Annotated in this window: 21 protein-coding genes; 13 read left to right on the top strand and 8 right to left on the bottom strand. The window is 74.0% G+C overall.

Annotated elements, in window-relative coordinates; translation table 11 throughout:
• Positions 1–87 precede the first annotated feature (87 nt).
• From PV364_RS15210 to PV364_RS15200, 3 genes are all read right to left on the bottom strand, one after another.
• Complete coding sequence (locus PV364_RS15210; protein ID WP_319660469.1) at positions 88–1,563, bottom strand: AlkA N-terminal domain-containing protein; 1,476 nt, start codon at positions 1,561–1,563, stop codon at positions 88–90.
• Between the two features lie 80 nt (positions 1,564–1,643).
• Positions 1,644–2,060 (bottom strand): hypothetical protein, encoded by a 417-nt coding sequence (locus tag PV364_RS15205; protein ID WP_319660468.1) that lies wholly within the window; start codon positions 2,058–2,060, stop codon positions 1,644–1,646.
• Between the two features lie 38 nt (positions 2,061–2,098).
• Positions 2,099–3,112, bottom strand: a complete 1,014-nt coding sequence (locus PV364_RS15200; RefSeq protein ID WP_319660467.1) for an MASE1 domain-containing protein — start codon at positions 3,110–3,112, stop codon at positions 2,099–2,101.
• 194 nt (positions 3,113–3,306) lie between these two features.
• On the opposite strand from PV364_RS15200, the gene PV364_RS15195 reads away from it, so the two are divergent.
• From PV364_RS15195 to PV364_RS15140, 12 genes are all read left to right on the top strand, one after another.
• Positions 3,307–4,137, top strand: coding sequence for a hypothetical protein (locus PV364_RS15195; protein WP_319660466.1), 831 nt, complete (start codon positions 3,307–3,309; stop codon positions 4,135–4,137).
• A 535-nt stretch (positions 4,138–4,672) separates the two neighbouring features.
• Positions 4,673–5,965, top strand: coding sequence for an ABC transporter substrate-binding protein (locus PV364_RS15190; RefSeq protein ID WP_319660465.1), 1,293 nt, complete (start codon positions 4,673–4,675; stop codon positions 5,963–5,965).
• Between the two features lie 2 nt (positions 5,966–5,967).
• Positions 5,968–6,864, top strand: a complete 897-nt coding sequence (locus PV364_RS15185; protein ID WP_319660742.1) for a sugar ABC transporter permease — start codon at positions 5,968–5,970, stop codon at positions 6,862–6,864.
• Positions 6,864–7,787 (top strand): carbohydrate ABC transporter permease, encoded by a 924-nt coding sequence (locus PV364_RS15180; protein ID WP_319660464.1) that lies wholly within the window; start codon positions 6,864–6,866, stop codon positions 7,785–7,787. The genes PV364_RS15185 and PV364_RS15180 overlap by 1 nt, the downstream gene beginning before the upstream one ends.
• Positions 7,784–9,895 (top strand): alpha-galactosidase, encoded by a 2,112-nt coding sequence (locus PV364_RS15175; RefSeq protein ID WP_319660463.1) that lies wholly within the window; start codon positions 7,784–7,786, stop codon positions 9,893–9,895. Before PV364_RS15180 ends, PV364_RS15175 begins: the two co-directional genes overlap by 4 nt.
• A gap of 52 nt (positions 9,896–9,947) precedes the next feature.
• Entirely contained in the window at positions 9,948–10,706 is a 759-nt protein-coding gene (locus PV364_RS15170; RefSeq protein WP_319660462.1) for an SDR family oxidoreductase, read from the top strand.
• 68 nt (positions 10,707–10,774) lie between these two features.
• Complete coding sequence (locus PV364_RS15165; RefSeq protein ID WP_319660461.1) at positions 10,775–11,530, top strand: FadR/GntR family transcriptional regulator; 756 nt, start codon at positions 10,775–10,777, stop codon at positions 11,528–11,530.
• On the top strand, positions 11,527–12,672 hold the full coding sequence (gene dgoD, locus PV364_RS15160; RefSeq protein ID WP_319660460.1) for a galactonate dehydratase: 1,146 nt from the start codon (positions 11,527–11,529) through the stop codon (positions 12,670–12,672). The genes PV364_RS15165 and dgoD overlap by 4 nt, the downstream gene beginning before the upstream one ends.
• Entirely contained in the window at positions 12,666–13,466 is an 801-nt protein-coding gene (locus tag PV364_RS15155) for a hypothetical protein (RefSeq protein WP_319660459.1), read from the top strand. The genes dgoD and PV364_RS15155 overlap by 7 nt, the downstream gene beginning before the upstream one ends.
• A gap of 27 nt (positions 13,467–13,493) precedes the next feature.
• Positions 13,494–14,129, top strand: a complete 636-nt coding sequence (locus PV364_RS15150) for a bifunctional 4-hydroxy-2-oxoglutarate aldolase/2-dehydro-3-deoxy-phosphogluconate aldolase (RefSeq protein ID WP_319660458.1) — start codon at positions 13,494–13,496, stop codon at positions 14,127–14,129.
• Positions 14,126–15,010 carry an SMP-30/gluconolactonase/LRE family protein gene (locus tag PV364_RS15145; protein ID WP_319660457.1) on the top strand — a complete coding sequence of 295 codons (885 nt, stop codon included), beginning with the start codon at positions 14,126–14,128 and terminating at the stop codon, positions 15,008–15,010. Before PV364_RS15150 ends, PV364_RS15145 begins: the two co-directional genes overlap by 4 nt.
• Positions 15,007–16,026 carry a sugar kinase gene (locus PV364_RS15140; protein ID WP_319660456.1) on the top strand — a complete coding sequence of 340 codons (1,020 nt, stop codon included), beginning with the start codon at positions 15,007–15,009 and terminating at the stop codon, positions 16,024–16,026. Before PV364_RS15145 ends, PV364_RS15140 begins: the two co-directional genes overlap by 4 nt.
• A 450-nt stretch (positions 16,027–16,476) precedes the next feature.
• On the opposite strand, the gene PV364_RS15135 is transcribed toward PV364_RS15140, so the two are convergent.
• From PV364_RS15135 to PV364_RS15120, 4 genes are all read right to left on the bottom strand, one after another.
• Positions 16,477–16,803 (bottom strand): plasmid stabilization protein, encoded by a 327-nt coding sequence (locus tag PV364_RS15135; RefSeq protein ID WP_319660455.1) that lies wholly within the window; start codon positions 16,801–16,803, stop codon positions 16,477–16,479.
• Positions 16,804–16,866: 63 nt separating this feature from the next.
• Positions 16,867–17,958 (bottom strand): NAD-dependent epimerase/dehydratase family protein, encoded by a 1,092-nt coding sequence (locus tag PV364_RS15130; protein ID WP_319660454.1) that lies wholly within the window; start codon positions 17,956–17,958, stop codon positions 16,867–16,869.
• A gap of 72 nt (positions 17,959–18,030) precedes the next feature.
• Positions 18,031–19,239, bottom strand: a complete 1,209-nt coding sequence (locus PV364_RS15125; protein ID WP_401973844.1) for a MalY/PatB family protein — start codon at positions 19,237–19,239, stop codon at positions 18,031–18,033.
• Positions 19,240–19,286: 47 nt separating this feature from the next.
• Positions 19,287–20,555 (bottom strand): ATP-binding protein, encoded by a 1,269-nt coding sequence (locus PV364_RS15120; protein WP_319660453.1) that lies wholly within the window; start codon positions 20,553–20,555, stop codon positions 19,287–19,289.
• 209 nt (positions 20,556–20,764) lie between these two features.
• On the opposite strand from PV364_RS15120, the gene PV364_RS15115 reads away from it, so the two are divergent.
• On the top strand, positions 20,765–21,406 hold the full coding sequence (locus PV364_RS15115; protein WP_319660452.1) for a class I SAM-dependent methyltransferase: 642 nt from the start codon (positions 20,765–20,767) through the stop codon (positions 21,404–21,406).
• A gap of 66 nt (positions 21,407–21,472) precedes the next feature.
• Here the strand turns inward: PV364_RS15115 and PV364_RS15110 are convergent, their stop codons facing one another.
• Positions 21,473–22,369 carry an oxidoreductase gene (locus PV364_RS15110; RefSeq protein ID WP_319660451.1) on the bottom strand — a complete coding sequence of 299 codons (897 nt, stop codon included), beginning with the start codon at positions 22,367–22,369 and terminating at the stop codon, positions 21,473–21,475.
• Between the last annotated feature and the right edge of the window lie 4 nt (positions 22,370–22,373).

The raw sequence follows: 22,373 nt of genomic DNA, 5'->3' as shown, positions 1-22,373 counted from the left end.
CTACGAGTCTGGCCCCCGGGCAGGGGACGGTGCTGGCGGGATTCGGACGTCGCATCCCGCTGCCTGCATGCCAGGCCGGTCTGCCCCTCAGGTCACGGTCTGCCCGGCGTTCCAGAGGTGGTGCGCTGCGTAGGTGCGCCAGGGGCGCCAGGCCTCGGCCTCCTGCAGCGAGACGCCCGCCCGGGCGGCGCCGGCGCGCACCGCCACGTCGTCCTCCAGCAGGACGTCGGGGTCGCCCAGGGCGCGCATCCGCAGGTAGCCCGCCGTCCAGGGACCGATGCCGCGCAGCGCGAGCAGTGCCTTCTCCGCGGCGTCCCGGTCGACCCCCGGGTCGAGGGCGACGGTGCCGTCGGCCAGCGCGGCGGCGAGCCCGCGCAGCGTGTCCCGGCGGGCACCGGGCATGCCGAGTTCCGAGAGCGACGCCCCCGCGAGGGTGTCCACCGTGGGGAACAGATGGCTGAGGCCGCCGCTCGGCACGGGCAGAGGCGTCCCGTACGCGGCCACGAGCGCGGCGCCCAGGCGCCGCCCCGCGGCGAGGGTGACCTGCTGGCCCAGCACGGCGCGGACCGCCGTCTCGTGCGGATCGACGGTGCCGGGCGCGCGCAGTCCGGGGCGGAGCGCGGCCAGCGCCCCCATCGCCGGGGCGGCAGCGAGCCGTTCGGCCACCGCGTACGGATCGGCGTCCAGGTCGAACAGGCGCCGGACGCGCTGGGTGGCGGTCGTCAGGTCCCGCAGCTCGCTCAGGTGCAGGCGGCACTCCAGCCAGCGGCCGCCCTTGCCGGCGGTCTCGGCCACCTCGGCGACCGCGTGGCCGCCGGGCAGCCGCAGGGTACGCCGGTAGGTACGGCCGCCGGGGGGCCCGGTGACCTCCTCGATGCCCTGGAGGGCGCGGCGCTCCAGGTGGTCGAAGACCTGGCCGGTGTCGTAGGCGCCCCGATAGGCGAGCCGCAGCGGGATACCGGCGGCGGGGGACCCGCCCTCGCCGACGGCGGACGCGGAACGCGCACTGCCGGGCCTGGCCGCCCGCAGCTCCGTGGGCGTCATGCCGTAGATCTCGCGGATCGTGTCGTTGAACTGCCGCACGCTCGCGAAACCGGCGGCGAACGCGATCCCGGCGGCCTGCATACCGGTCGTCTGCAGCAGGATGCGCGCGGTGTGCGCCCGCTGGGCCCGCGCCAGGGCGATCGGGCCCGCGCCGAGCTCCGCGTTGAGCTGGCGCTGCACCTGCCGGGCGCTGTAACCCAGCCGCGTGGCGAGACCCGCCACGCCCTCGCGGTCCACGATGCCGTCGCCGATCAGCCGCATCGCCCGGCCGACGACGTCCGCCCGCACGTTCCACGCTGCGGAACCGGGCACGGCGTCCGGGCGGCACCGCCGGCAGGCCCGGAAACCGGCGCCCTGCGCGGCGGCCGCGGTCGGGAAGAAGCGCACATTGCGCTGCCGTGGCGTCACGGCGGGGCAGCTGGGACGGCAGTAGATGCCCGTCGTCGTCACCGCGAAGAAGAACTCCCCGTCGAAGCGGGCGTCCCGGCTGCGCACCGCCTCGTACCTGCGGTCGTCCATGGTCACCCCTCCACTGTGCGGCATCGCGCCCGCGAACACCGGCGGAAATCGGACACGGCCTTCCCGCGGGTCCGGCCGGCTCAGGCGCCCGCTGCCCTGCCCGCACGCTTGATCCGCCACGCGAACACCGCCGCGCCGAGGGGGAGGCCGACGAACCCGCCCAGGGCGGACCCGACGTCATGGGTGTCCGGCGAGATCCACGTCTCGACGGCGTCTCCCGGCAGCACCAGTGCCGGGGTGGCCAGAGCGGCGGCCGCGGCGGACCGCCGGCCCGGCGGCCGGGCCCGGTGCTGTTCGGCCACCGGCACGCCCCCGGCGAGGACGCAGATTCCGAGGCTCAGGAAGGCCGCACCCGGCAGCAGGCCGAGCGCCCAGGCGATGAGTTCGAGGAGTCCCACGGGGACGAGGCAGATGAGCATGTGCGCGACCACGGCGGCGGCGAGGTCCCGGGCCCCGTACGGCACCGGGCCGGCTCCGGCGCTCCCCTCCTCGGCCATGCCGGGAGCGTACCGGGCACGGTGGGCACCCCCGTGACCTACGAGCGGTCCTGGCCGCGCGGCGGCGCGGGTGCCCACGGGGCGATGTCGCCGGCGGCGAGCCGGTCGAGCGCGGCGCTGAGCCGGCGGCACACCTGCTCGGTCTTCTGACGCGAACGGTCCCGTTCGGTGATGGTCGCGGCCAGCAGGAGGGCGGTCAGCGCCACCGACCCGTTGAACGCCTGGAGGGCGACCATCGTGGCGAGGAGGGTGTGACCGGCGAACGGACCCGCCCCGTCGGCGGCCGCGACGACGGCGAAGAGGGAGACGACCGCCGCGCAGGGCGCCGCGCCCGCGAGCCGGAAGCGGAAGGCGGCCCAGATCAGGACCGGGAAGACCAGGAAGAGCAGCCCGAGACCGCTCCGGGTGGCCACTCCCGCGACGATCACGGTGCACACCAGCAGTGCCGCCGCCTCGGCCCAACGCAGCGGCACGACCCCGCGCGGCCACCGGTACGCGCGGGCGGCCAGCAGCAGGGGCGCGATGACCAGCACGCCCATCGCGTCCCCGGTCCACCACACCGACCAGGTCCGCCAGAAGTCACCGGCGGGCACGGCTCCGGCGGCCACCAGCACCGCGCTGCCGAGGGTCGCGCTGACGAGCATCCCGCCCAGGGCGCCGAGGAAGACCAGTGCCAGCGCGTCCCGCAGCCGGTCCAGTTCGGGGCGGAAGCCGACGTGCCGCAGCAGCAGGCATGCGCACACCGGGGCGATCGTGTTGCCTGCGGCGATGGCGGCGACCGGGAGGATCGAGGGGCCGATGGCGAGGTTCACCAGGAACGCGCCGACGGCGACCCCGGGCCACATCCGCACCCCCCACAGCAGCAGGCCGACCACGGCGATCCCGGTCGGCGGCCACAGCGGGGTGACCTGGCCGCGGACGAGCTGCTGCATCAGTCCCAGGCGCGCGGAGCCGTAGTAGACCGCGCCGACGACGGCGATCCGCAGGACGAGCACCGCCCAGCGCCGTGGCCCGCGAGCCCCGCCGGGCGGTTCGGTACGGAGTCGGGACATGGCATCAGCGCCCTGCGGTCGTCTGCTGTGCGACTGATGTGCGGGGAATTCCCACGCTACCGCCGCCTCCGTCCCCCGGCAGGCCACCCGGGGGCGGTGGTGCGGGCGGGAAATGGTTACGGGCTTGTCGTACGTGCGCACTACAGTCCGCACAGCGAACGCACACCATCAACAGGCAACAGGGGTGGGACCGGATGAGCACGTCGAGGCGTATGCGCCTTGCCGCCGCGGTGGGGGCCGCGGCCGTCGCACTGATCGCGACGGCCGGCTGCGGGGCGGCGCACGACACGGCGAAGGCCGTGGGCAAGACGGACACGATCGCGAAGATCCTCGCGCGGGTCACGGACCGCACGGAGAAGGTCGGGTCGGCGCAGGTCAGGTTCGTCACCGACCCGGGGCAGGGCAGCCCGGTCACCATGACGGGCACCTACTCGTGGGGCAAGGGACTCGCCTACGACGTCATGATGGACACCAAGGCCGCCCAGATGCAGTCGGTTCAGGACGCCCCGACGCTGCGGGCCCTGCTGGTGGACGGTGCCTACTACTACAACGTGGACCCGCAGCCCGCCGGCCCGCTGAAGGGCAAGCACTGGATGCGCGTCGACGTGTCGGCGCTGCTGGGCGAGAAGGGCGCCGCGGCGGTCGAGAAGAACGGTGACCCGACGGCGGGGCTGCGCTACATCGGCATGTCCAAGGACGCCGAGGACCTGGGCGAGGAGCCGGTGCGCGGCATCAAGGCGCATCACTACCACGTGACCCTCGACAAGGACGACCTGGGCGCCGGGATGTCCGCGGAGGACAAGAAGAACCTCATCGGTTCCATGGTCGGTTCCGGCGGCGGCATCGACATGGACGTCTGGGTCGACGGCAAGGACCTGCCGGTCCGGCTCATCCAGGTGATGGGGAAGGTGAAGGTGACCGCGGACTTCCTGAAGTTCGGTCACGCCAAGACGGTGACGGCGCCCCCTGCGTCGGACACCGCTGACGTCAGCGCCCAGGTGAAGGCCGCCCAGCCGGGCTCCTGACCGCCTGCCGCCGCTTCACGAACGCCCCCGTCCGCGTGCCGCGGACGGGGGCGTCCGCGTGTCCTGACGTGGGCACGGCCGCGGTCCAACCACCCCGTTTTTAAGTTAATTAGCAATTAATATTGACAGGCTCCGGGTGTCCCGCCACAGTTTCCGCCGTGGGCACCGGCGCCCGGCACGGCCGAGGCGGGGTGCCCTGTGCACCCAACTCTCGGGAGAACTCAGTGGCTTCGCATCGTGCAAGGACGGCGCGCGGGCGGCGTTCCGCGGCGTCACGCGGCCGCGTCCGCCGGACCGCTCTCTGAGCGTCGCGCTCCGCGTCCCTCCCGTACCGCTCGACCTGTTCCGCCGGCTTGTTCGCTTCATCAGGTGTGCCCTCGGGGTCCGTTGGGACCGGGGCACGTCCTGCCAGAAATAAATTAGTAATTAATCTTGACGGGGCGCAGACGCCTGCGACAGGCTTCTCCTGCCGCACCCAGAGCCGGGCCGTCAGGGGGCCTCAGCTCCGTTCCGTGGGCACATTAGGAGTACACAGATGACCGCCATCAACGCCAGCCGCCGCCGGTTCCTCGTGGGAGCCGGCGCAGTCGGCGCCGGCGCGCTGCTCAGCAGCTGCGTCACCCAGAGCCCGGCCGCATCCGGAGGAAAGTCCGGCGGCCCGGTGACCCTGCAGTCCAACCTCTCCTCCCCGCAGGCCAAGACCGCGATGCAGGAGATCGTCGCCGCGTTCGACAAGCGCGGGAAGACCAAGGCGCAGCTCAACACGGTCGCGTCCGAGACCTTCCGCACCCAGCTGCCGACCTACCTCACCTCGGCCAACCCGCCGGACGCCTACACCTGGTACCCCGGTTCCGTCGCCGAGTCGTACGCCAAGAAGGACCTGCTCCTCGACATCAGCGACGTCTGGGAGAAGCCCGAGCTCGCCGGGTACTCCGACGCCCTGAAGAAGCTGTGCACCTCGGCCTCCAGCGGCAAGAAGGTCTTCGTGCCCACCAGTTACTACTGGTGGGGCATGTTCTACCGGAAGTCCAACTTCGAGAAGTGGGGCGTGCAGGAGCCCAAGACCTGGGACGAGTTCCTGGACCTCTGCGACAAGCTCAAGAGCAAGGGTGTGGCCCCCATCGGCCTCGGCGCGGGCGGTGACACCCCGTGGGTCGCCTCCGCATGGTTCGACTACCTGAACATCCGGGTCAACGGTGCCACCTACCACCGCGAACTCCTCGCCGGGAAGCACCGCTTCGACGACCCCGAGGTCCGCAAGGTCTTCGACACGTGGGACCAGGCGCGCCCGTTCTTCGACCCCAACGGCACGGCGATCCCCTTCCAGGACGCCACCACCGCGCTCCTCCAGGGCCGCACCGGCATGATGCTGATCGGCACCTTCTTCGCCGACGCCGCGCCCAAGGACGCCCTCGGGGACCTGGACTTCTTCCAGTTCCCGATCATCGACCCGAAGGTGCCGGTCGCCGAGGAGGCGCCCACCGACGGCTACTTCGCCAGCGCCCGAACCCAGCGCGCCGACGGCGTCAAGGAGCTGCTGCGCTACCTCGCCACCGCCGAGGCGCAGGAGCTCTACCTCAAGAGCTCGTCCGGCACCACGCTGCCCACCCACCCGGACGCCAAGGACAGCGGCACCCCGCTGGTCCTCAAGGGCCGCAAGCTCATCGAGAGCGCCGCCGACCTCACCCAGTTCTTCAACCGGGACTCCAGCGACGCCCTCCAGCCCACCGCCGACACCGCGCTCGTGCACTACCTGGCGAAGCCCAAGGAGATCGGCTCCATCCTCACCACGTGGCAGCGCAGCGCGCAGAAGATCTGGAGCCAGTGAGCATGGCTCTGATCGGCTCCGCACGACGGTCCAGGGCCACTCGGGTGCCCCCGGTGGTCCTGGCCTTCGTCCTCGTCCCGCTGCTCGCCGAGGCGTTCTGGGTCTTCTGGCCGGCCCTCCAGGGGTTCTACCTCTCCCTGACCTCCTGGGACGGCCTGTCCACGCCGACGTTCGTCGGCCTCGGCAACTTCAGCGAGATGGTGCACGACGAGGTCTTCCGCACCGCCGCGATCAACACGGTGCTGTGGCTGCTCCTCTTCGGCGGGCTGTCGGCCGGTCTCGGACTCGGTGCCGCGCTGCTGCTCCAGCAGGAGCGGCGCGGCATCGGGTTCTACCGGGCGGCGCTCTTCCTGCCGGTGGTCTTCTCACTGGTCGCCACCGCCCTGGTGTGGCAGGCGATGTACCAGCCGGACGGCCTGATCAACAACGTCCTCGGGGCCGTCGGCCTCGGCGGCTGGAAGCACGCCTGGCTCGCCGACCAGGACACCGCCTTCTACGCGGTGATCGTGCCCGCGCTGTGGCGCCAGGTCGGCTACGTGATGGTGCTGTACCTGGCCGGCCTCAAGGGCGTCGACCCGGCGCTGTACGAAGCCGCGAAGGTCGACGGCGCCGGCCGCTGGCAGCAGTTCCGGCACATCACCCTGCCGCAGCTGCGCAGTGTCAACGCGGTCGTCCTTTCGGTGATCGTCATCGACTCGCTGCGCTCCTTCGACGTCGTGTGGGCGCTCACCCGCGGCGGCCCGTACCACTCCTCCGAACTGCTGAGCACCTACATGTACTCCACCGCGTTCCAGTCCCTGCGGCTGGGATACGGCTCCGCGCTCGCCGTCGTCATCTTCGTGCTGGCCTTCGGCGTCATCGCGAGCTACCTCGTGCGCGCCTTCAGGGAGGCCGACTGATGACCGCCACCCACGCCGCCGCGCGCGTCAAGGACCCGGACGGCCCGGCGGACCGGACCGGAGAGGACCCGGCCGGGCAGCTCCGCCGTTCTCCGGGGCGCGGCCGCGCCCTGCGCACCGCCGGTTTCCACCTCTCCGCGGGCCTGCTGTCCGCGCTGTGGCTGCTGCCGATCGCCCTCGTCCTGGTCACCAGCACGCGGACGTTCGACGACATCGCCGCGCACGGCGTCGGCAGCTGGCCGCACTCGTTCACCTTCGACAGCTTCCGCCAGGCGTGGGTGGACGGCGGCCAGCAGCGGGCCCTCATCAACAGCATGCTGGTCACCCTTCCCACCGTGGCGCTCTCGCTCGGCCTCGCCTCCATGGCCGCCTTCGCGCTCAGCCGCTACGACCTGCCCTTCCGGCGCGTCCTGCTGCTGCTGATGCTCGGCGGCAACCTGCTGCCCCCGCAGATCCTGCTGATCCCGGTCTCCAAGCTGAGCGAAGTGCTCGGCATCTACGACCAGCTGTACGCCCTGATCGGTGTGCAGGTCGGCTTCGGCGTCGGGTTCTACGTCTTCGTGCTGCACGGCTTCATGCGGTCGATCCCCGGCGAGATCCAGCAGGCCGCCGTCATCGACGGCGCGAACCCCTGGCAGATCTACTGGCGGGTCATCCTGCCGCTGGCCCGCCCGGCGCTGGCCGCGCTCTGCGCGCTGTCGTTCACCTGGATCTTCAACGATCTGCTGTGGGCCATCACGGTGCTGCGCACCGACACGCAGATGCCCATCACGGCGTCCCTCATCGGACTCCAGGGACAGTACGTGTCGATGTGGAACGTCATCGCCGCCGGCTCGGTGATCGCCGCGGCCCCGACGGTGGCCGTCTTCCTCCGCTTCCAGCGCCACTTCGTGGCCGGACTCAACCTCGGAGCCGTCAAGTGACCGCGCACGACCGGTGGCTGCTGCGCACCGACACCACCACCTACGCCGTCACCCTCGGCGGCGAGGGCCGCTGGGCCGAACTCGCCGCCTGGGGGCCGCACGGCGCGGAGGACGGCCCGTCGCCCATGGACTGGTCGCGCCGCACCCACTTCATCACCCCCGCGGACGCGGCACCGGCCGAGTACATCCCGTACGGGCTGCGGCCGTTCACCGGCGCCGACCTGATCGCCTCCCGCCCCGGCGGCGACCGCGGCAGCTGGTGGCGGTTCGAGGGGGCCACCCCGGACGGCGACCGGGCGCTGCGCCTGGACTTCGCCGACGACCTCCTGGGTCTGCGCACCACGCTGTGCTACGAGACCGTGCCCGGCACCGACGTCGTCCTGCGCTGGACGGAGCTGACCTGCACCGGTGAGCACGACGTCCGGCTGGAGCGCTTCGACTCCGCGGCCGTCAACGTCCCCGTCCAGGGCGGCGCGCGGCTGACCTACCTGGCCGGCCAGTGGTCGCAGGAGTTCCAGCTCAAGGACGTCACGCTGGAGCGCGGCCGTTTCGAGATGGAGAGCACCCAGGGCTCGGCGGGCCACGCCTACCACCCCTGGCTCGCCGTCCAGGACGCCGCCGCCCCCGCCGAGGGAGCCACGCCCACCTACGGCATCGCCCTGGAGTGGTCCGGCAACTGGCGGATCACCGCCGACGCCGAGCCCGGCGGCGCGGTGCGGGTGCGCGCCGGCCGGGTGCCCCACGAGGGCGCCGTCCGCCTCGCCCCCGGTGCCACCCTCGTCACGCCCCGGCTGGCCTGCGCGTTCAGCCCCGACGGGCTCGACGGACTGGCCCGCGTCTGGCACCGCTACGAGCGGCACCTGACCGGCGAGCGGATCGACCGGCCCCGCAAGGTGCTCTACAACTCCTGGGAGGCGACCGGCTTCGACGTCGACGCCGGGAACCAGCTGGAGCTGGCCAAGGTCGCCGCCGAGCTCGGCGCCGAACTCTTCGTCGTCGACGACGGCTGGTTCACCGGGCGCCCCGACGACACCGGCGGCCTCGGCGACTGGGACCCGGACCCGGCCGAGTTCCCCGGCGGCTTCGACCGCTTCGTCGAGGACGTGCGCGCTCTCGGCATGGACTTCGGCCTGTGGGTCGAGCCCGAGGGCATCAGCCCCCGCTCGAAGCTCTACGCCGAGCACCCCGAGTGGGTCTACCGCATCGACGGCCGCCCGGCCACCCTCGTGCGCAACCAGTTGCTGCTGGACCTCGGCCGCGAGGACGTCCAGGCCTTCGTCATCGGCACCCTCGACCGGCTGCTCGGCTCCCACGCCATCAGCTACCTCAAGTGGGACATGAACCGGCCGCCCACCGAGCGCGGCCGCCCCGGTCACGCCGCGGGCGCCGACCCCGAGCTCCAGGACCTCGACGCCGCCCACATCGCCGGGTACCTGAGGGTCCTGGACCACCTGCGCACCGCCCACCCGCACGTCACCGTCGAGGGCTGCGCGGGCGGCGGCGGCCGGGTCGAGCACGCCACCATCGCGCGCACCGACGTGGTGTGGCCCAGCGACAACACCGCGCCCATCGACCGGCTGCGCATCCAGTACGGCTACCTCCACGCGCACGCCCCGCACACCATGAGCTCCTGGGTCACCGACGCCCCCGGCGTCTTCGACCCGCGGCCCCGCTCGCTCGCCTTCCGGTTCGTCAACTCCGCGGCCGGGGTGCTCGGCATCGGTGCCGACATCCGCCACTGGACGCCCGAGCAGCGCGCCGAGGCGGCGCGGTGGATCGCCCGCTACAAGGAGATCCGCGACGTCGTCCACCACGGCGAGGTCCACCTGCTGGGCAGCCCCGCCGACCCGACCTGCGGCGTCCAGTACGAGGAACCGGGCGGCGCGCGTGTGGTGGTGACGGCGTGGAACACCGGGCCGCTCGACGGCGCGCCCCTGGTGCCCGGCCGGCCCGCCCGCCTGCGCCTGCGCGGCCTGCCGCCGGACGCCGCCTACACGGACACCGCCACCGGCACCCGCTACAGCGCCGCCCATCTGGCGCACTCCGGCCTGCCGTTCGCATGGACGGCGCAGCACGACGCGGAGCTCGTCGTCCTGGCCCGGCAGTGACGATCCGGCGAGAATCTGCACACCAGCGATGAAACAGGAGACGACCAGCCCCATGAACCCAGCGGCCCGCTTCACCCACCGCGTCGCCGTCGTCACCGGAGCCGCCTCGGGCATCGGCGCCGCATCGGCGGCGCGCCTGGCCGCTGAGGGGGCGGCCGTCGTCCTCGTCGACATCGCCGCCGAGCGCGGCGAGGAGACCGCCGCGCGGCTGCGCAAGGACGGCGCGCGCGCCGCCTTCGTCGCCGCCGACGTCGCGAGCGAGGACGACTGGCAGCGGGTCACCGACGCCGCGCACGGCTTCGGCCCCGTCGACGTCCTGGTCAGCAACGCGTACACGGTCCAGGTCGCCCCCGCGCACGAGACCAGCCTCGCCTCCTGGGAACGGCAGTTGTCGGTCAACCTCACCGGCGCCTTCCTCGGCTTCAAGGCCGTGCTGCCCGACCTGCGCGAGCGGCGTGGCGCGGTGGTGCTCACCTCCTCCGTCCACGCCCACCGGGGCATTCCCGGCCACCCGGCCTATGCGGCCAGCAAGGGCGCGCTGCTGTCGCTGTGCGGCCAGCTCGCCGTCGAGTACGGACCGGAGGTCCGCGTCAACGCCGTGGTCCCCGGGCCGATCCTGACCGCCGCGTGGGACCGGGTACCGCAGGCCGAACGCGAACAGAGCGTCGCCGAGACCGCGGCCGGCCGCTTCGGCACTCCCGAGGAGGTCGCCGCCGCCGTCGCCTTCCTCGCCGCCGAAGAAGCCTCGTACATCACCGGAACGAGCCTGCTCGTCGACGGCGGCTGGAGCGTCGTCAAAGCCTCCGCCTGACGGGTACGCCCCGACGGAGCCGGCCGAGACGACGGTCCTGCCCCCCGACCAGCAAGAAAGGCATACACATGACGCCATACGCGCGCCGCGGAGTGCACGGCCAGACCGTGGAGACCCTCGCCCGCCGAGTGCTCAGCGGCGAGATCCCCGAGGGAGCGACGCTCGACATGGCGGCCCTGCAGAGCGAACTGGACGTCAGCCTGACGGCCCTGCGCGAGTCGCTGAAGGTGCTCGCGGCCAAGGGCATGGTCGACGCCCGGCAGAAACGCGGCACCTTCGTGCGGCCGCGCGCCGACTGGAACCTGCTCGACGCCGACGTCCTGCGCTGGCAGTTCTCGGAGAACAACGGCAACGGAGCCGACCTGGCGCTGCTGCGCAACCTCGGCGAGGTCCGCGGCATCATCGAACCCGCCGCCGTGCGCCTGGCCGCGGCCAGGCGCACCGACGAGGACCTCGAAGCGCTGGACGCGGCCCTGGCAGCCATGAGCGAGGAGGGCAGCGCGAGCCACGCCGTCGAGGCCGACCTCGCCTTCCACCGCGCGCTGCTGGCGGCCACGCACAACGAGTTGCTGGAACGCATGGAGATGGTCATCGAGTCCGGTCTCGCCCAGCGCGACCAGATCGTGCACAGCGCCCCCCACAGCGAGGACCCCGTGCCGAGCCACCGTGCCGTCCTGGACGCCGTGCGCGACCGGGACGCGGACGCGGCGGAGCACGCCATGCGCGCTCTGCTCGACCAGGCCGTGCGCGACCTGGACAAGGTCAGCGGCCCGCGCGGCTCGGAACAGCCCCCCACCGAAGAGAAGGACGACCCCGCAAAGTGAAGATCGCGCGCATCGAGACGTTCCTCGTGCCGCCCCGTTGGCTGTTCTGCCGCATCGAGACCGACGACGGCGTCGTCGGCTGGGGCGAACCCGTCGTGGAGGGCCGCGCCGAGGTGGTGCGGGCCGCCGTGGAGGTGCTGGCGGAACAGCTCATCGGCAAGGACCCGTTGCGCATCCAGGACCACTGGCAGGTGCTGACCAAGGGCGGCTTCTACCGCGGCGGCCCCGTGCTCTCCAGCGCCGTCGCCGGCATCGACCAGGCGCTGTGGGACATCGCGGGCCGCACCCTCGGCGTTCCCGTGCACACCCTGCTCGGCGGGCCGGTGCGCGACACCGTCCGCGTCTACGCCTGGGTCGGCGGCGACGAACCGGCGCGGCTGAAGGACGAGATCACCGCCCAGATCGAGGCCGGCTTCACCGCCGTCAAGATGAACGCCGCGGGCGCCACCCCGCCGCTCACCAGCCCCGCCCAGACGGCCGCCGTCGTCGAGCGGGTGACCGTCGCCCGTGAGGTGCTGGGCGCGCACCGCGACGTCGCCGTCGACTTCCACGGCCGGTTCAGCGCGGCCAACGCGCGGCGGGTGCTGCACGAGATAGCCCCGCTGCACCCGCTCTTCGTCGAGGAGCCCGTGCTGCCGGACCAGGCGCATCTGCTCCCCGGGCTGGTCGCCGCCTCCTCCGTCCCGCTCGCCACCGGCGAACGGCTCTACGGGCGCTCGGAGTTCCTCTCCGTGCTCAACGCGGGCGTCGCCGTGGCGCAGCCCGACCTCTCGCACGCGGGCGGCATCTCCGAGGTGACCCGGATCGCCGCGCTCGCCGAGACCTTCGGAGCCCACCTCGCACCGCACTGCCCGCTCGGGCCCATCGCGCTCGCGGCGAGCCTCCAGGTCGCCTTCGCCACGCCCAACTTCCTGATCCAGGAACAGAGCCGGGGCATCCACTACAACAAGGACGCCGACCTGCTGTCGTACCTGGTCGACACCGAGCCGTTCCGCTTCGTCGACGGCCAGGCCCGGCGCAATGAGGCGCCCGGTCTCGGCATCGACATCGACGAGCAGGCCGTGCGCGCCGCCGACCGCGCCGGGCACGCCTGGCGCAACCCCGTGTGGCGGCACGCCGACGGCTCCTTCGCCGAATGGTGACCACGTCCCGGCCGGTGCCGCTCACCGTCGCCACCGACCCGGCGCACGGCGGCCGGTGGACCTCGCTGTCCGGCGGCGGCCGTGAATGGCTCTGGCACCGCGAGGAGCCGCGCCGCGCGGGCGCCGCGCCCGGCGACGCCTTTGCCGACGCCGGGGGTCTCGAGGAGTGCGTGCCCACCGTGCGAGGCGTCCCGGACCACGGGGACGCCTGGTCGCGGCCGTGGCGGGCGGAGGGCGACGGGTACGCCGTGCAGTGCCCCGGCTTCCGGCTGACCCGGCGCGTCACCACCGAGGCGGGGTCCGTCGTCGCCGCGTACACACTGCGCGCCGAGCCCGGCCACCGCTTCGTCTGGGCCGCCCACGCCCTGCTGGACCTGTCGCCCGCCGCCCGGCTGGGCGTCGACGGGGCCGCCGCCACCTGGCTCTACCCGGACGAGGGCGCGACCCGGGTCCCCGGCACCTGGCCCCGGGTGGGCGGTGTCCCGCTCGACATGCTCGGGCCCGACGACGGGACCGCCGTCGGCGCCGTCGTCGACACCGCCCGGGTGACGGTGACCGACGGTCCCGACACGCTGCACCTGGCCGTCGAGGCGGAGGGGCAACCGGTCGCCGTCGCGCTCTGGCGCAACCTCGGCGGCTTCCCGGCCGGCGCGCCGTACCGCTCCATCGGCGTCGAGCCGATGCTGGGACGGGTCTTCGACCGCGAGGGCGCCGATGAGGGCGACACGGCCGTCGTGCCCGCCTCCGGCGAGGTCTCCTGGCGGCTGACCGTCACCGCGACCCGCCGCACCTGAACCACCCACCAGCAGAAGGGATGTCGGATGGACCTGCTCGCCGCGCTGCGCGCCCACCGGCTGCTCGCCATCGTCCGGGGCAACGACCCGGACGCCGCACTCAAGACCGTGCTGACCCTCGCCGAGGAGGGCGTCACCCTCATCGAGGTCTCCCTCACCGGACACGGCGCGCTCGACGTGATCGCGCAGGCCCGCGCCGCGCTCGGGCCCGGGGCGACCCTCGGTGCGGGCACCGTGCTCAGCGCCGACGACGCGCACGCCGCCCACCGGGCCGGTGCCGCCTTCCTCGTCACCCCCGCCCTCGGCGAGGGCGTCGCCACCGGCCGTGACCTCGGACTGCCCGTCCTGGCCGGTGTGATGACCCCGACCGACATCCTGCAGGCGCAGCGGATGGGCGCGCAGGCGCTCAAGCTCTTCCCCGCCGGCAGCGCGGGCGGTCCGGGCTACCTGCGGGACCTGCGCGCGCCCTTCCCCGACCTGCCCTTCGTGCCGGTCGGCGGGGTGGACGCGCCCGCCGCCGCCGCGTACCTGGCCGCCGGAGCCGTCGCGGTCGGCGTCGGCTCGCCGCTCGTCGCGGACGCGGCCGCCGGGGGCGGCCTCGCCGCGCTGCGGGAGCGGGCCCGGGAGTTCCTCGACGTCGTCCGCGAGGAGCCCGCGCCGTGACGGCCGCCGGCACCGCCTACGAGGTCCTCGGCGACGAACGGCTCGAACTGGGCGAGGGCATCCGCTGGACGGACGGCCGCGCCGTGCTGACCGACATCCTCACGGGCCGCCTGCTCGCCGCCCCCACCTTCGAGGCCGTCGCCGAACTGGCCGTCCCGCTCGGCGCGGTGGCCCCCGTCGAGGGACACCCCGGCCACTGGATCGCGGCGGCCGGCACGGGCATCTGCCGCATCGACCCCGCCGGGCGCACCCGCTGGCTCGCCCGGCCCGAGGACGGCGCGCCCGAGCCCATGCGCATGAACGACGGCGTCGCCGACCCGTACGGCCGCTTCTGGGCGGGCAGCATGGCCTACGCGACGACGGAGGACGCCGGCTCCCTGTACCGCGTGGACCGCGACGGACACGTCACGCGCGCGCTGCACGGCATCACCGTGCCCAACGGGCCCGCCTTCACCGCCGACGGCCGCACGATGTACCTCGCCGACAGCGCCCGCGGCGTCGTCCGGCGCTACCCGGTGGACGTGGCCACCGGTGAACTCGGCTCGCCCGAGACCTTCGTGACCCTGGACTCCGGCAGCCCGGACGGCATGACCGTCGACGCCGAGGGCGCCCTGTGGACCGCTGTCTGGGGCACCGGTCAGGTGCGTCGCCACCTGCCGGACGGGACGCTCGACCGGGTCCTGGAGCTCCCCGCCGTCCAGCCCGCCGGCCTGTGCCTCGGCGGCCCCGACGGCCGCACCCTCCACGTCACCAGCGCCACCATAGGCCTCGCCGCCCCGGGCCCGTTCGACGGTGCCGTCTTCACCGTCCGTGTGGACGTGCCGGGTACCCCCGTCGCGCCGTACCGCCCGGCCGGACCCGAGCCGGAGGACGGCCCGTGACCACCGACGCGGTGAACCTCGGCCCGGGCCCCGTGGTCTGCGTCGGGGAGACCATGGCAGCGCTCGTGCCCGATCCGCTCGGTCCGCTGGAGAGCGCGGACCGCCTCGGGGTGGCGGTCGCGGGCGCCGAGTCCAACGTCGCCCTCTACCTCGCCGATCACGGTGTGCCCGCGCGCTGGGTCTCGGCCGTCGGTGACGACCCGTTCGGCCGCCGCGTCCGCGAGCGGATCGCCGCGGGCGGGGTGGACGTCAGCGGCGTACGCGTCGACCCGGACCGCCCCACGGGGCTGCTGTTCAAGGACCCTGGGGAGCACGGCACGCGCGTGCACTACCGGCGCCGCGACTCCGCGGCGTCGGCGCTCGGCGAGGCCCTGCTCGACGGCCCGGCCCTGCACGGCGCCGCGCTGCTGCACCTCAGCGGGATCACGCCCGCGCTGTCGAGCAGTTGCCGTGCCCTCGTCGAGCGCGCGCTGCGCCCCGGACGGCCGTGCCCCGTCAGCTTCGACGTGAACCACCGCCCCGCCCTGTGGAGCGACCGTGCCACCGCGGCCGACGTGCTGGGCACCCTCGCCGACCGCGCGGACATCGTGCTCGTCGGCCTGGACGAGGCGCAGGCGCTGTGGGGGGACGCCGTCACCGACGCGCCTTCGGTCCGCGCGCTGCTGGCCGGGCCGCGGGTCCTCGTGGTGAAGGACGGCGCGCGGGCCGCGACCGCCTTCGTCGGCGCCGACGCGCACACGGTCCCCGCACTGACCGTCCGTGTGGCCGAACCCGTGGGTGCGGGCGACGCGTTCGCCGCCGGCTTCCTGGCCGGCCTCCACCGGGGCCTCCCCGTCGAGCCCGCACTCCGCCTCGGCCACCTCACGGCCGCCTCGGCCCTCCGCGTCCCCGCCGACCACGGCCCGCTGCCGCCGGCCGACGTCCTCGCGGCCCTGCTCGACGCGGACGAGACGACCTGGCGGGAGGCTTCCTTCGGCTGCGAGGCGCCTGCCGATCAGGGGGGACGGGTGGCCTGACGCGGTCGTCGCCGGGCTGAGGGCGGCGGGAGACGGCCCGATGCCCGGCCCGGCCGCCCCGTGCGACGCCGCGTCCCGTCGGTGTCGCCCCCACGTCGCAGATCGGGAAGGCATTCCGCGACCGGCAGTCGCCTGCCGTGAACGGTCGGCCGGCCTTGCGGTGGGACACGAAGACCTCCGTGCGGTGGAGTCCCGGACAGCTCCACCACACTGGAGGCCTGCGCCTTTACCAAGCCCGGGACCGGTGTCGACAACGTCCGTGATCAGTGCACCCGGGCGCCGGGCACGGAGTCCACCCTCGGGCGCCCGAGCCGGTTCGCCGCCCGTGCCCGGCCTCGGAGTCCGAGCAGACGCACGGGCCCGTCAGCACGGCCGCGGGGACCGCGCGCCCTGCGACCGCGCGGCGGGTCCGACGCGCTCCCGTCGTCGCCGAAGCCCTGACCCGAGGGGTCAGTTCCGACCGAGGGCCCGTTCCAATTCGGCCTTGTTCATGTGCGAGCGGCCGTCGATGTTGCGCCGCCGCGCCTCCGCGTACAGCTGGTCGTACGTGGGGCCCTGCGTGCCGTGGCCCGAGCGCAGGCCGCCGCGGCGACCGGAGGAGATGTCGTCCACGGAACTGCGGCTCGCGGTCCGGGACTCGCCCGCGCGGGCGCGCTCCTTGTTGACGGTCCGGGCGGCGATCTCCTCCGCGCGCCTCTCGCTCTCGCCGCGCTCCTTGGCGCTCTCCTTGATGTGTTCGTACTGCCGCTCGCGCTTGGGGCTGGAACCTGCCGGCATGACCGTCACCTCACCTTTCCTATGCGTGTTCCCGTGTGCTCCGCGTCGTTCCCGCGCTCTCGCTCAGGGCCGTGAACCGACGCCCGTCGCGACCTCGTGGAGCCGTCCCACCGCCCCGCTCGGCGCCAGGACCGCGGTCGATGCGCCACTGCCCTCCCGCAGGCCCTCCAGGAACTGCTCGACCGCGTCGGTCGCGCTGTGCAGGGGCCGCCAGTCGAGTTCCCGCCGTGCCCGGCCGGTGTCGAGCAGCGGCAGCCGCAGCACCGCGTCGAAGAGTCCCGGGGAGGACGGCACGAGGTGCAGCCGCCAGGCGCCCGCCAGGGCCGCGCGCACCGCGGCGCGCGGCATCCGCACGACCTGGGCACCGAAGATCGAGGCGAGTTCCCCCGCGTCGAGCGGCGGCTCCGCGGCCAGGTTGAAGGCACCGCGCACCGGCCGCAGGACCGCCTTGCGGTAGGCCTCGGCGGCGTCGTCGGTGTGCAGGGCCTGGAAGCGCAGGCCACGCATGTCGGGCACGACCGGGACGAGCCGCGGCCGGACCAGCCGTCCGGGCAGGAACGGTCCGGCGAACAGGCGGCGTTGCTGTGCGGCGGACTCCTTCTTGAAGATGAAGGCGGGCCGCATGCGCACCACCCGCACCCGCGGATGGTCCGCCTCGTACCCGTCGAGGTAGCGCTCGATGTAGGCCTTCTCGCGGCAGTACGCGGCCCCCGGCCAGCCGTGCGTGGGCCAGGACTCGTCGACGCGGCGGTCCTTCGGGCCGGGAGAGTACGCGGCCACCGACGAGGCGTGCACGAGGGCGGGGACGCCTGCCGCCGCCACGGCGTCGAAGACCCGGATGCCGCCGAGGACGTTGGTGCGCCAGGTGATCGCCGGGTCGTGGCTGGGCTGCAGCAGCCAGGCGAGGTGGACGACGGCGTCGGCGCCGCGGAAGAGGTCCGCCAGCCGGGTGCCGTCGTCCGCGATGTCGGCCCTGACCCACGTGGTCCTCGCCGGGTGCCAGTCCGAGGGCACCCGGCGGGCGATGCCGGTGATCCGGGCGACCGCCGGGTCCTCGCCGAGTACCCGCAGCAGGCTGGTGCCGACGTTGCCCGTCGCGCCCACGACGACGACGTGCAGCCCGTCGCGGGGTCCGTGTGCCGGAGTGCTGGTCACGGTGCTCGCCTCCTCGGTGCTCCGACGCTCCGCGGTTCGCGTTCTTGGGGCGGCTACCCGTGTGCGCCGGATTCAGACGGCCCGGCCGGCCGCGGCGGCCGCCATGCGGCGCACCGCCTCCGTGATCACCTCTGGGCCGGTCGCCAGGTTGAGCCGCACGTGGCCGGCGCCGCCCGTGCCGAAGTCGGGGCCGGGGCTGAACGCCACGCGCCCGCGTTCCAGGAACACCTGCGACGGGTTCTCGCCGAGGCCCAGCGCCCGGCAGTCCAGCCAGGCCAGATACGTCCCCGGGGCGGGCCGGTAGCCCACCGCGGGCAGTTGCTCGGCCAGCAGGCAGGCCAGCAGCCGACGGTTGTGGTCCAGGTCGGCCAGGACCGCGTCCAGCCAGTCGCCGCCCTCCCGCAGGGCCGCGGTGTGCGCGATGACGCCCAAGTGGCTCGGCCCGTGGGAGACCTCCTCCGGCATCCGTGCCAGGTCCCCGGCCGCGGCGGGTCCGGCGAGGGCGAGCGCCGCCTTCAGCCCTGCCAGGTTCCACGCCTTCGACGCCGACATGAGCGACAGCCCGCTCTCCGCGCCCGGCACGCTCAGGTACGGCACGAAAACGGCGTCCGGGGCCACCACCGGGGCGTGGATCTCGTCGGCCACGACCCGCACGCCGTACCGGCCGGCCAGCGCCGCCACGGCGGCCAGCTCCCCGGCGGTGTGCACCGTGCCGGTGGGGTTGTGCGGGCTGCACAGCAGGTACGCGGCCCGCCCCCCGCCCGGGCCGCGGCCGGCGAAGGCCTCCTCCAGGGCGGCGAGGTCCAGCCGCAGGTCCGGGCCGAGCGGCGCCTCCACCACGCGCCGGTCCATGTGCGTCACGAACTGGTAGAACGGCGGGTACACCGGACAGTTGACGATCACCGCGTCACCGGGCGCGGTCACGAGTCTCAGCATCTCGACGACGCCGAGCATCACGTCCGGGACGATCGCGGCGCGCTCGCTCGTCACGCCGTCCCAGCCCCAGCGTTCCCGGGCGAAGCCCGCGAGCGCGTCGGCGTACCCGGTGCCCGCCGGGTAACCGGTGTCGCCGAGCGCGATCGCCTCGGTGAGGGCCCGCGCCACCGGCTCGGCCAGGGGGACGTCCATCTCGGCCACCCACAGCGGCAGCACGTCGGCCGGGTAGGACCGCCACTTCATGCTCGTGCGGCGCCGGAGCTGGTCGAGCGTGAGCCGGTGCAGCGGGCCGGGCGAGGGCGCGGTCGGGGGCACGGCTGCGGATGCGGGAGGAATCGTGTCCATGACATCAACATAGGGTGGAACCGCGTCCGTGCGGCCCCTCTCGACGCTCATGTGCGGCCGTAGCGGACGCTGTGCTCCGCGAACTCCAGCGCCATGTCGCTGGTGACCGTGGGGCGGGTGGTGCGGATGGTGCGCAGGTAGTCGTCCGTGGTCGCCTGCGTCCTGTTCCCGGTGTCCAAGGTGCGTTCGAACGCGGTCTGCGCCACGGCGCGCGCGGCCTGCTTGATGTCCGCCGGTGTGAAGCCCTCGCTGGCGTCGGCCAGGGCGGTGGTGTCGGCGTCGGCCCCCGCCTTGGCGAGGTAGCTCCCCCACAGCGCGCGGCGCGCCTCGTGGTCGGGCGGCCCCACCGGCAGGACGTAGTCGAAGCGGCCGTGCCGCAGGAACGCCGGGTCGAGGGCGGCGACGGTGTTGGTGGCGCAGATCAGCAGCCGGCCGTCGCGGTCGCGGAACCGCACGATGGACTTGAGGAGTTCGTTGACCACGCCCACGGAGGCCGGGTCGGCGAGATTGCGGCGGCCCGCGACCTCCTCCACCTCGTCGATGAACACCAGCACATGGTCGAGCTGCGAGATCTCGTCGAAGCGCCGCCCGAGTCCTGTCGCGATGCCGCCCTCCAGGGCCAGCCGCGACGGGAACAACTCCACGAACGGCCAGCCCAGCCGGCCGGCCACCGCCTGGGCGAAGGTGCTCTTGCCCGTGCCCGGCGGCCCGAACAGGACGACGGCCTGCGGCGGTTCCACCCCGTGCTCGTCGGCGAGCTCGGCATTGGCCAGCGGAAGCACGATGCGGCGCTCGATCAGGGCCTTCTCCCGCCCCATCCCCGCGAGTTTCTCCCACAGCCCGGTGGGCGGCACGAGTGCGCCGAGGGAGGCCAGCACCGCCGGGTCCTGGGCGGTCACCGCCTGGGCCTTCTCGAAGTACGTCAGGCCCTGGCGCCGGGTGAACCCGGAGTTGCACAGCGCCGCGGTGCCCGTCTCGTCCTCGGGCAGCACGGCGGCCAGCGTCCGCGCCCCGGCCGCCTGCAGCCGGTGCTCCAGCGCGGACAGCAGCGCGGTGCCCAGGCCCAGGTTCCGCCAGGACGGGTGGAGGCTGATCCGCAGCACCCACGCCCGGTCCCCGTCGACGCGGCCGATGGCGGCGCCGATGAGGTGGCCGTCGGCGATCGCCACCACGCTGGGGTGCTGCGCCTGCAGGGCGGCGACGGCCTCGGAGAGGCGGAAGACGGCGGGCTGGTCGGTGGTGCCGCTCTCGGCGTCCAGGCGCACCACGGCCTCGAGATCGTCCGGGGTGAAATCGCGTACGTGCCACACGGCCATGGCGAGCCTCCACGTGGGACGTCCTGCCGTCCCCCCCCCCATCATCGGCCGGGCGGCACGCGGGCGCCCCCCGGGCCCCGCCCGGCGCGCGCGGTGTTGCCGAACCGGCAAGAACCTTGCCCACCCGCGTGCGCCGGGCGCATCGTCGGCACCGAGGCGGCGCCCGCGGGGGCGCCGCGCCGCGCACTTCGAAGGGACCCGATCCACCGATGACCGACGACATCGCCTCGCAGGAGGACTACTGGGACGGCCGCTACGCCTCGACCGAGCGCGTGTGGAGCGGCAACCCCAACGGCGTCCTGGTCCGCGAGACCTCCGAGCTGACCCCGGGCACCGCCCTCGACCTGGGCTGCGGCGAGGGCGGTGACGCGATCTGGCTGGCCGGCCGGGGCTGGCGCGTCACCGCCGTCGACATCTCCGGCGTCGCGCTGCGGCGCGCGGCGGATCACGCGGCCGACGCCGGTGTCGGCGGGCTGATCAGCTGGGAACGCCACGACCTCGGCGAGTCCTTCCCCGAGGGCGCCTACGACCTGGTCTCGGCCCACTTCCTGCACACCGTCGGCTACATGCCCCGCGAGCGCATCCTGCGCTCCGCCGCGGCCGCCGTCGCGCCCGGCGGCATCCTGCTCGTCACCGGGCACGGCGGCTTCCCGGCCTGGGAGCACAACCACCACCCGGAGGTGCACTTCCCCACGCCGGACGAGGTCGTGCGCGACCTCGAACTCGCCGAGGGGGAGTGGGAGGTGCTGCTCAGCGAGGAGCACGAGCGCGTGCAGAACGACCCGGAGGGCCGGCCCACGACGCGCCAGGACAACGTCGTCAAGGTGCGGCGGCTGCGCGGCGCGGGCTGACGGCCGGAGGGCCGCCGGTCACGCGGCCGGCCACGCGGCCGGCCACGCGATCGGTCACGCGATCGGTCACCCGGTCGCGGACCGGCCGCCGTCGAGCAGGGACAGGTCGTCGGCGTCGAGGACGATCGCGGCGGCGGCCATGTTCTGCTCCAGGTGGGTCAGGGAGGCCGTGCCGGGGATCTGCACGATCGAGGGGGACCGGGCCAGGCCCCAGGCCACGGCGATCTGGAACGGTGTCGCGCCGTGCCGTTCCGCCACCTTGGCCAGGGCGTCGCCGTCGAGCGGGGCGTGTCCGCCGCCGAGGGCGAAGAACGGCATGTAGGCGATGTCCACGGTCGCGCAGAAGTCGACCAGAGCGCTGTCGACCTGGTCCAGGACGCCGAACCGGTTCTGCACCGCCGCGACCGGGGCGATGGCACGCGCCTCGTCCAGCTGATCACGCGTCACATTGCTGACACCCAGGTGCCTGACGAGGCCTTCGTCCCGCAACTGGGCGAGCGCGGCGAAGCGTTCGCCGAGGGAGTCGCGCGCATCGGTGCCGAGGCGGCCGACCCGCAGGTAGACCAGGTCCAGGACGTCGACGCCGAGTTCCCGCAGGTTCTCCTCCACCAGGCCGCGCAACTGCCCCGGCTCCGCCTGCCCGTACATCCTGCCCTCCGCGTCGCGCAGCGGGCCCACCTTGGTGGCGAGGGTGACGTCGGCGGGGTACGGGTGGAGGGCCTCGCGCAGGATCGCGTTGGCCCGGTTGCCGCCGGAGAAGTAGAAGGCGGCGGTGTCGATGTGGCGCGCGCCGAGCTCGACGGCCCGGCGCGCGACCGCCACCGACGCCGCCGGGTTGGTGGCGGGCCCGTTCCACCGGCCGGGCAGCTGCATCGCGCCGAAGCCCAGGCGCGGGACGGTGGTCGTTCCGTCGAGGGCGTAGGTGGCGGCGGGGGACGGGGGTTCGTTCGGTGCGGTCGTCATACGG

The sequence above is a fragment of the Streptomyces sp. MI02-7b genome (assembly GCF_033793585.1).
Taxonomy (GTDB): Bacteria; Actinomycetota; Actinomycetes; order Streptomycetales; family Streptomycetaceae; genus Actinacidiphila.
The sequence above is the reverse complement of the archived record's forward strand: the minus strand, read 5'-3'. Positions and strand labels throughout refer to the sequence as shown.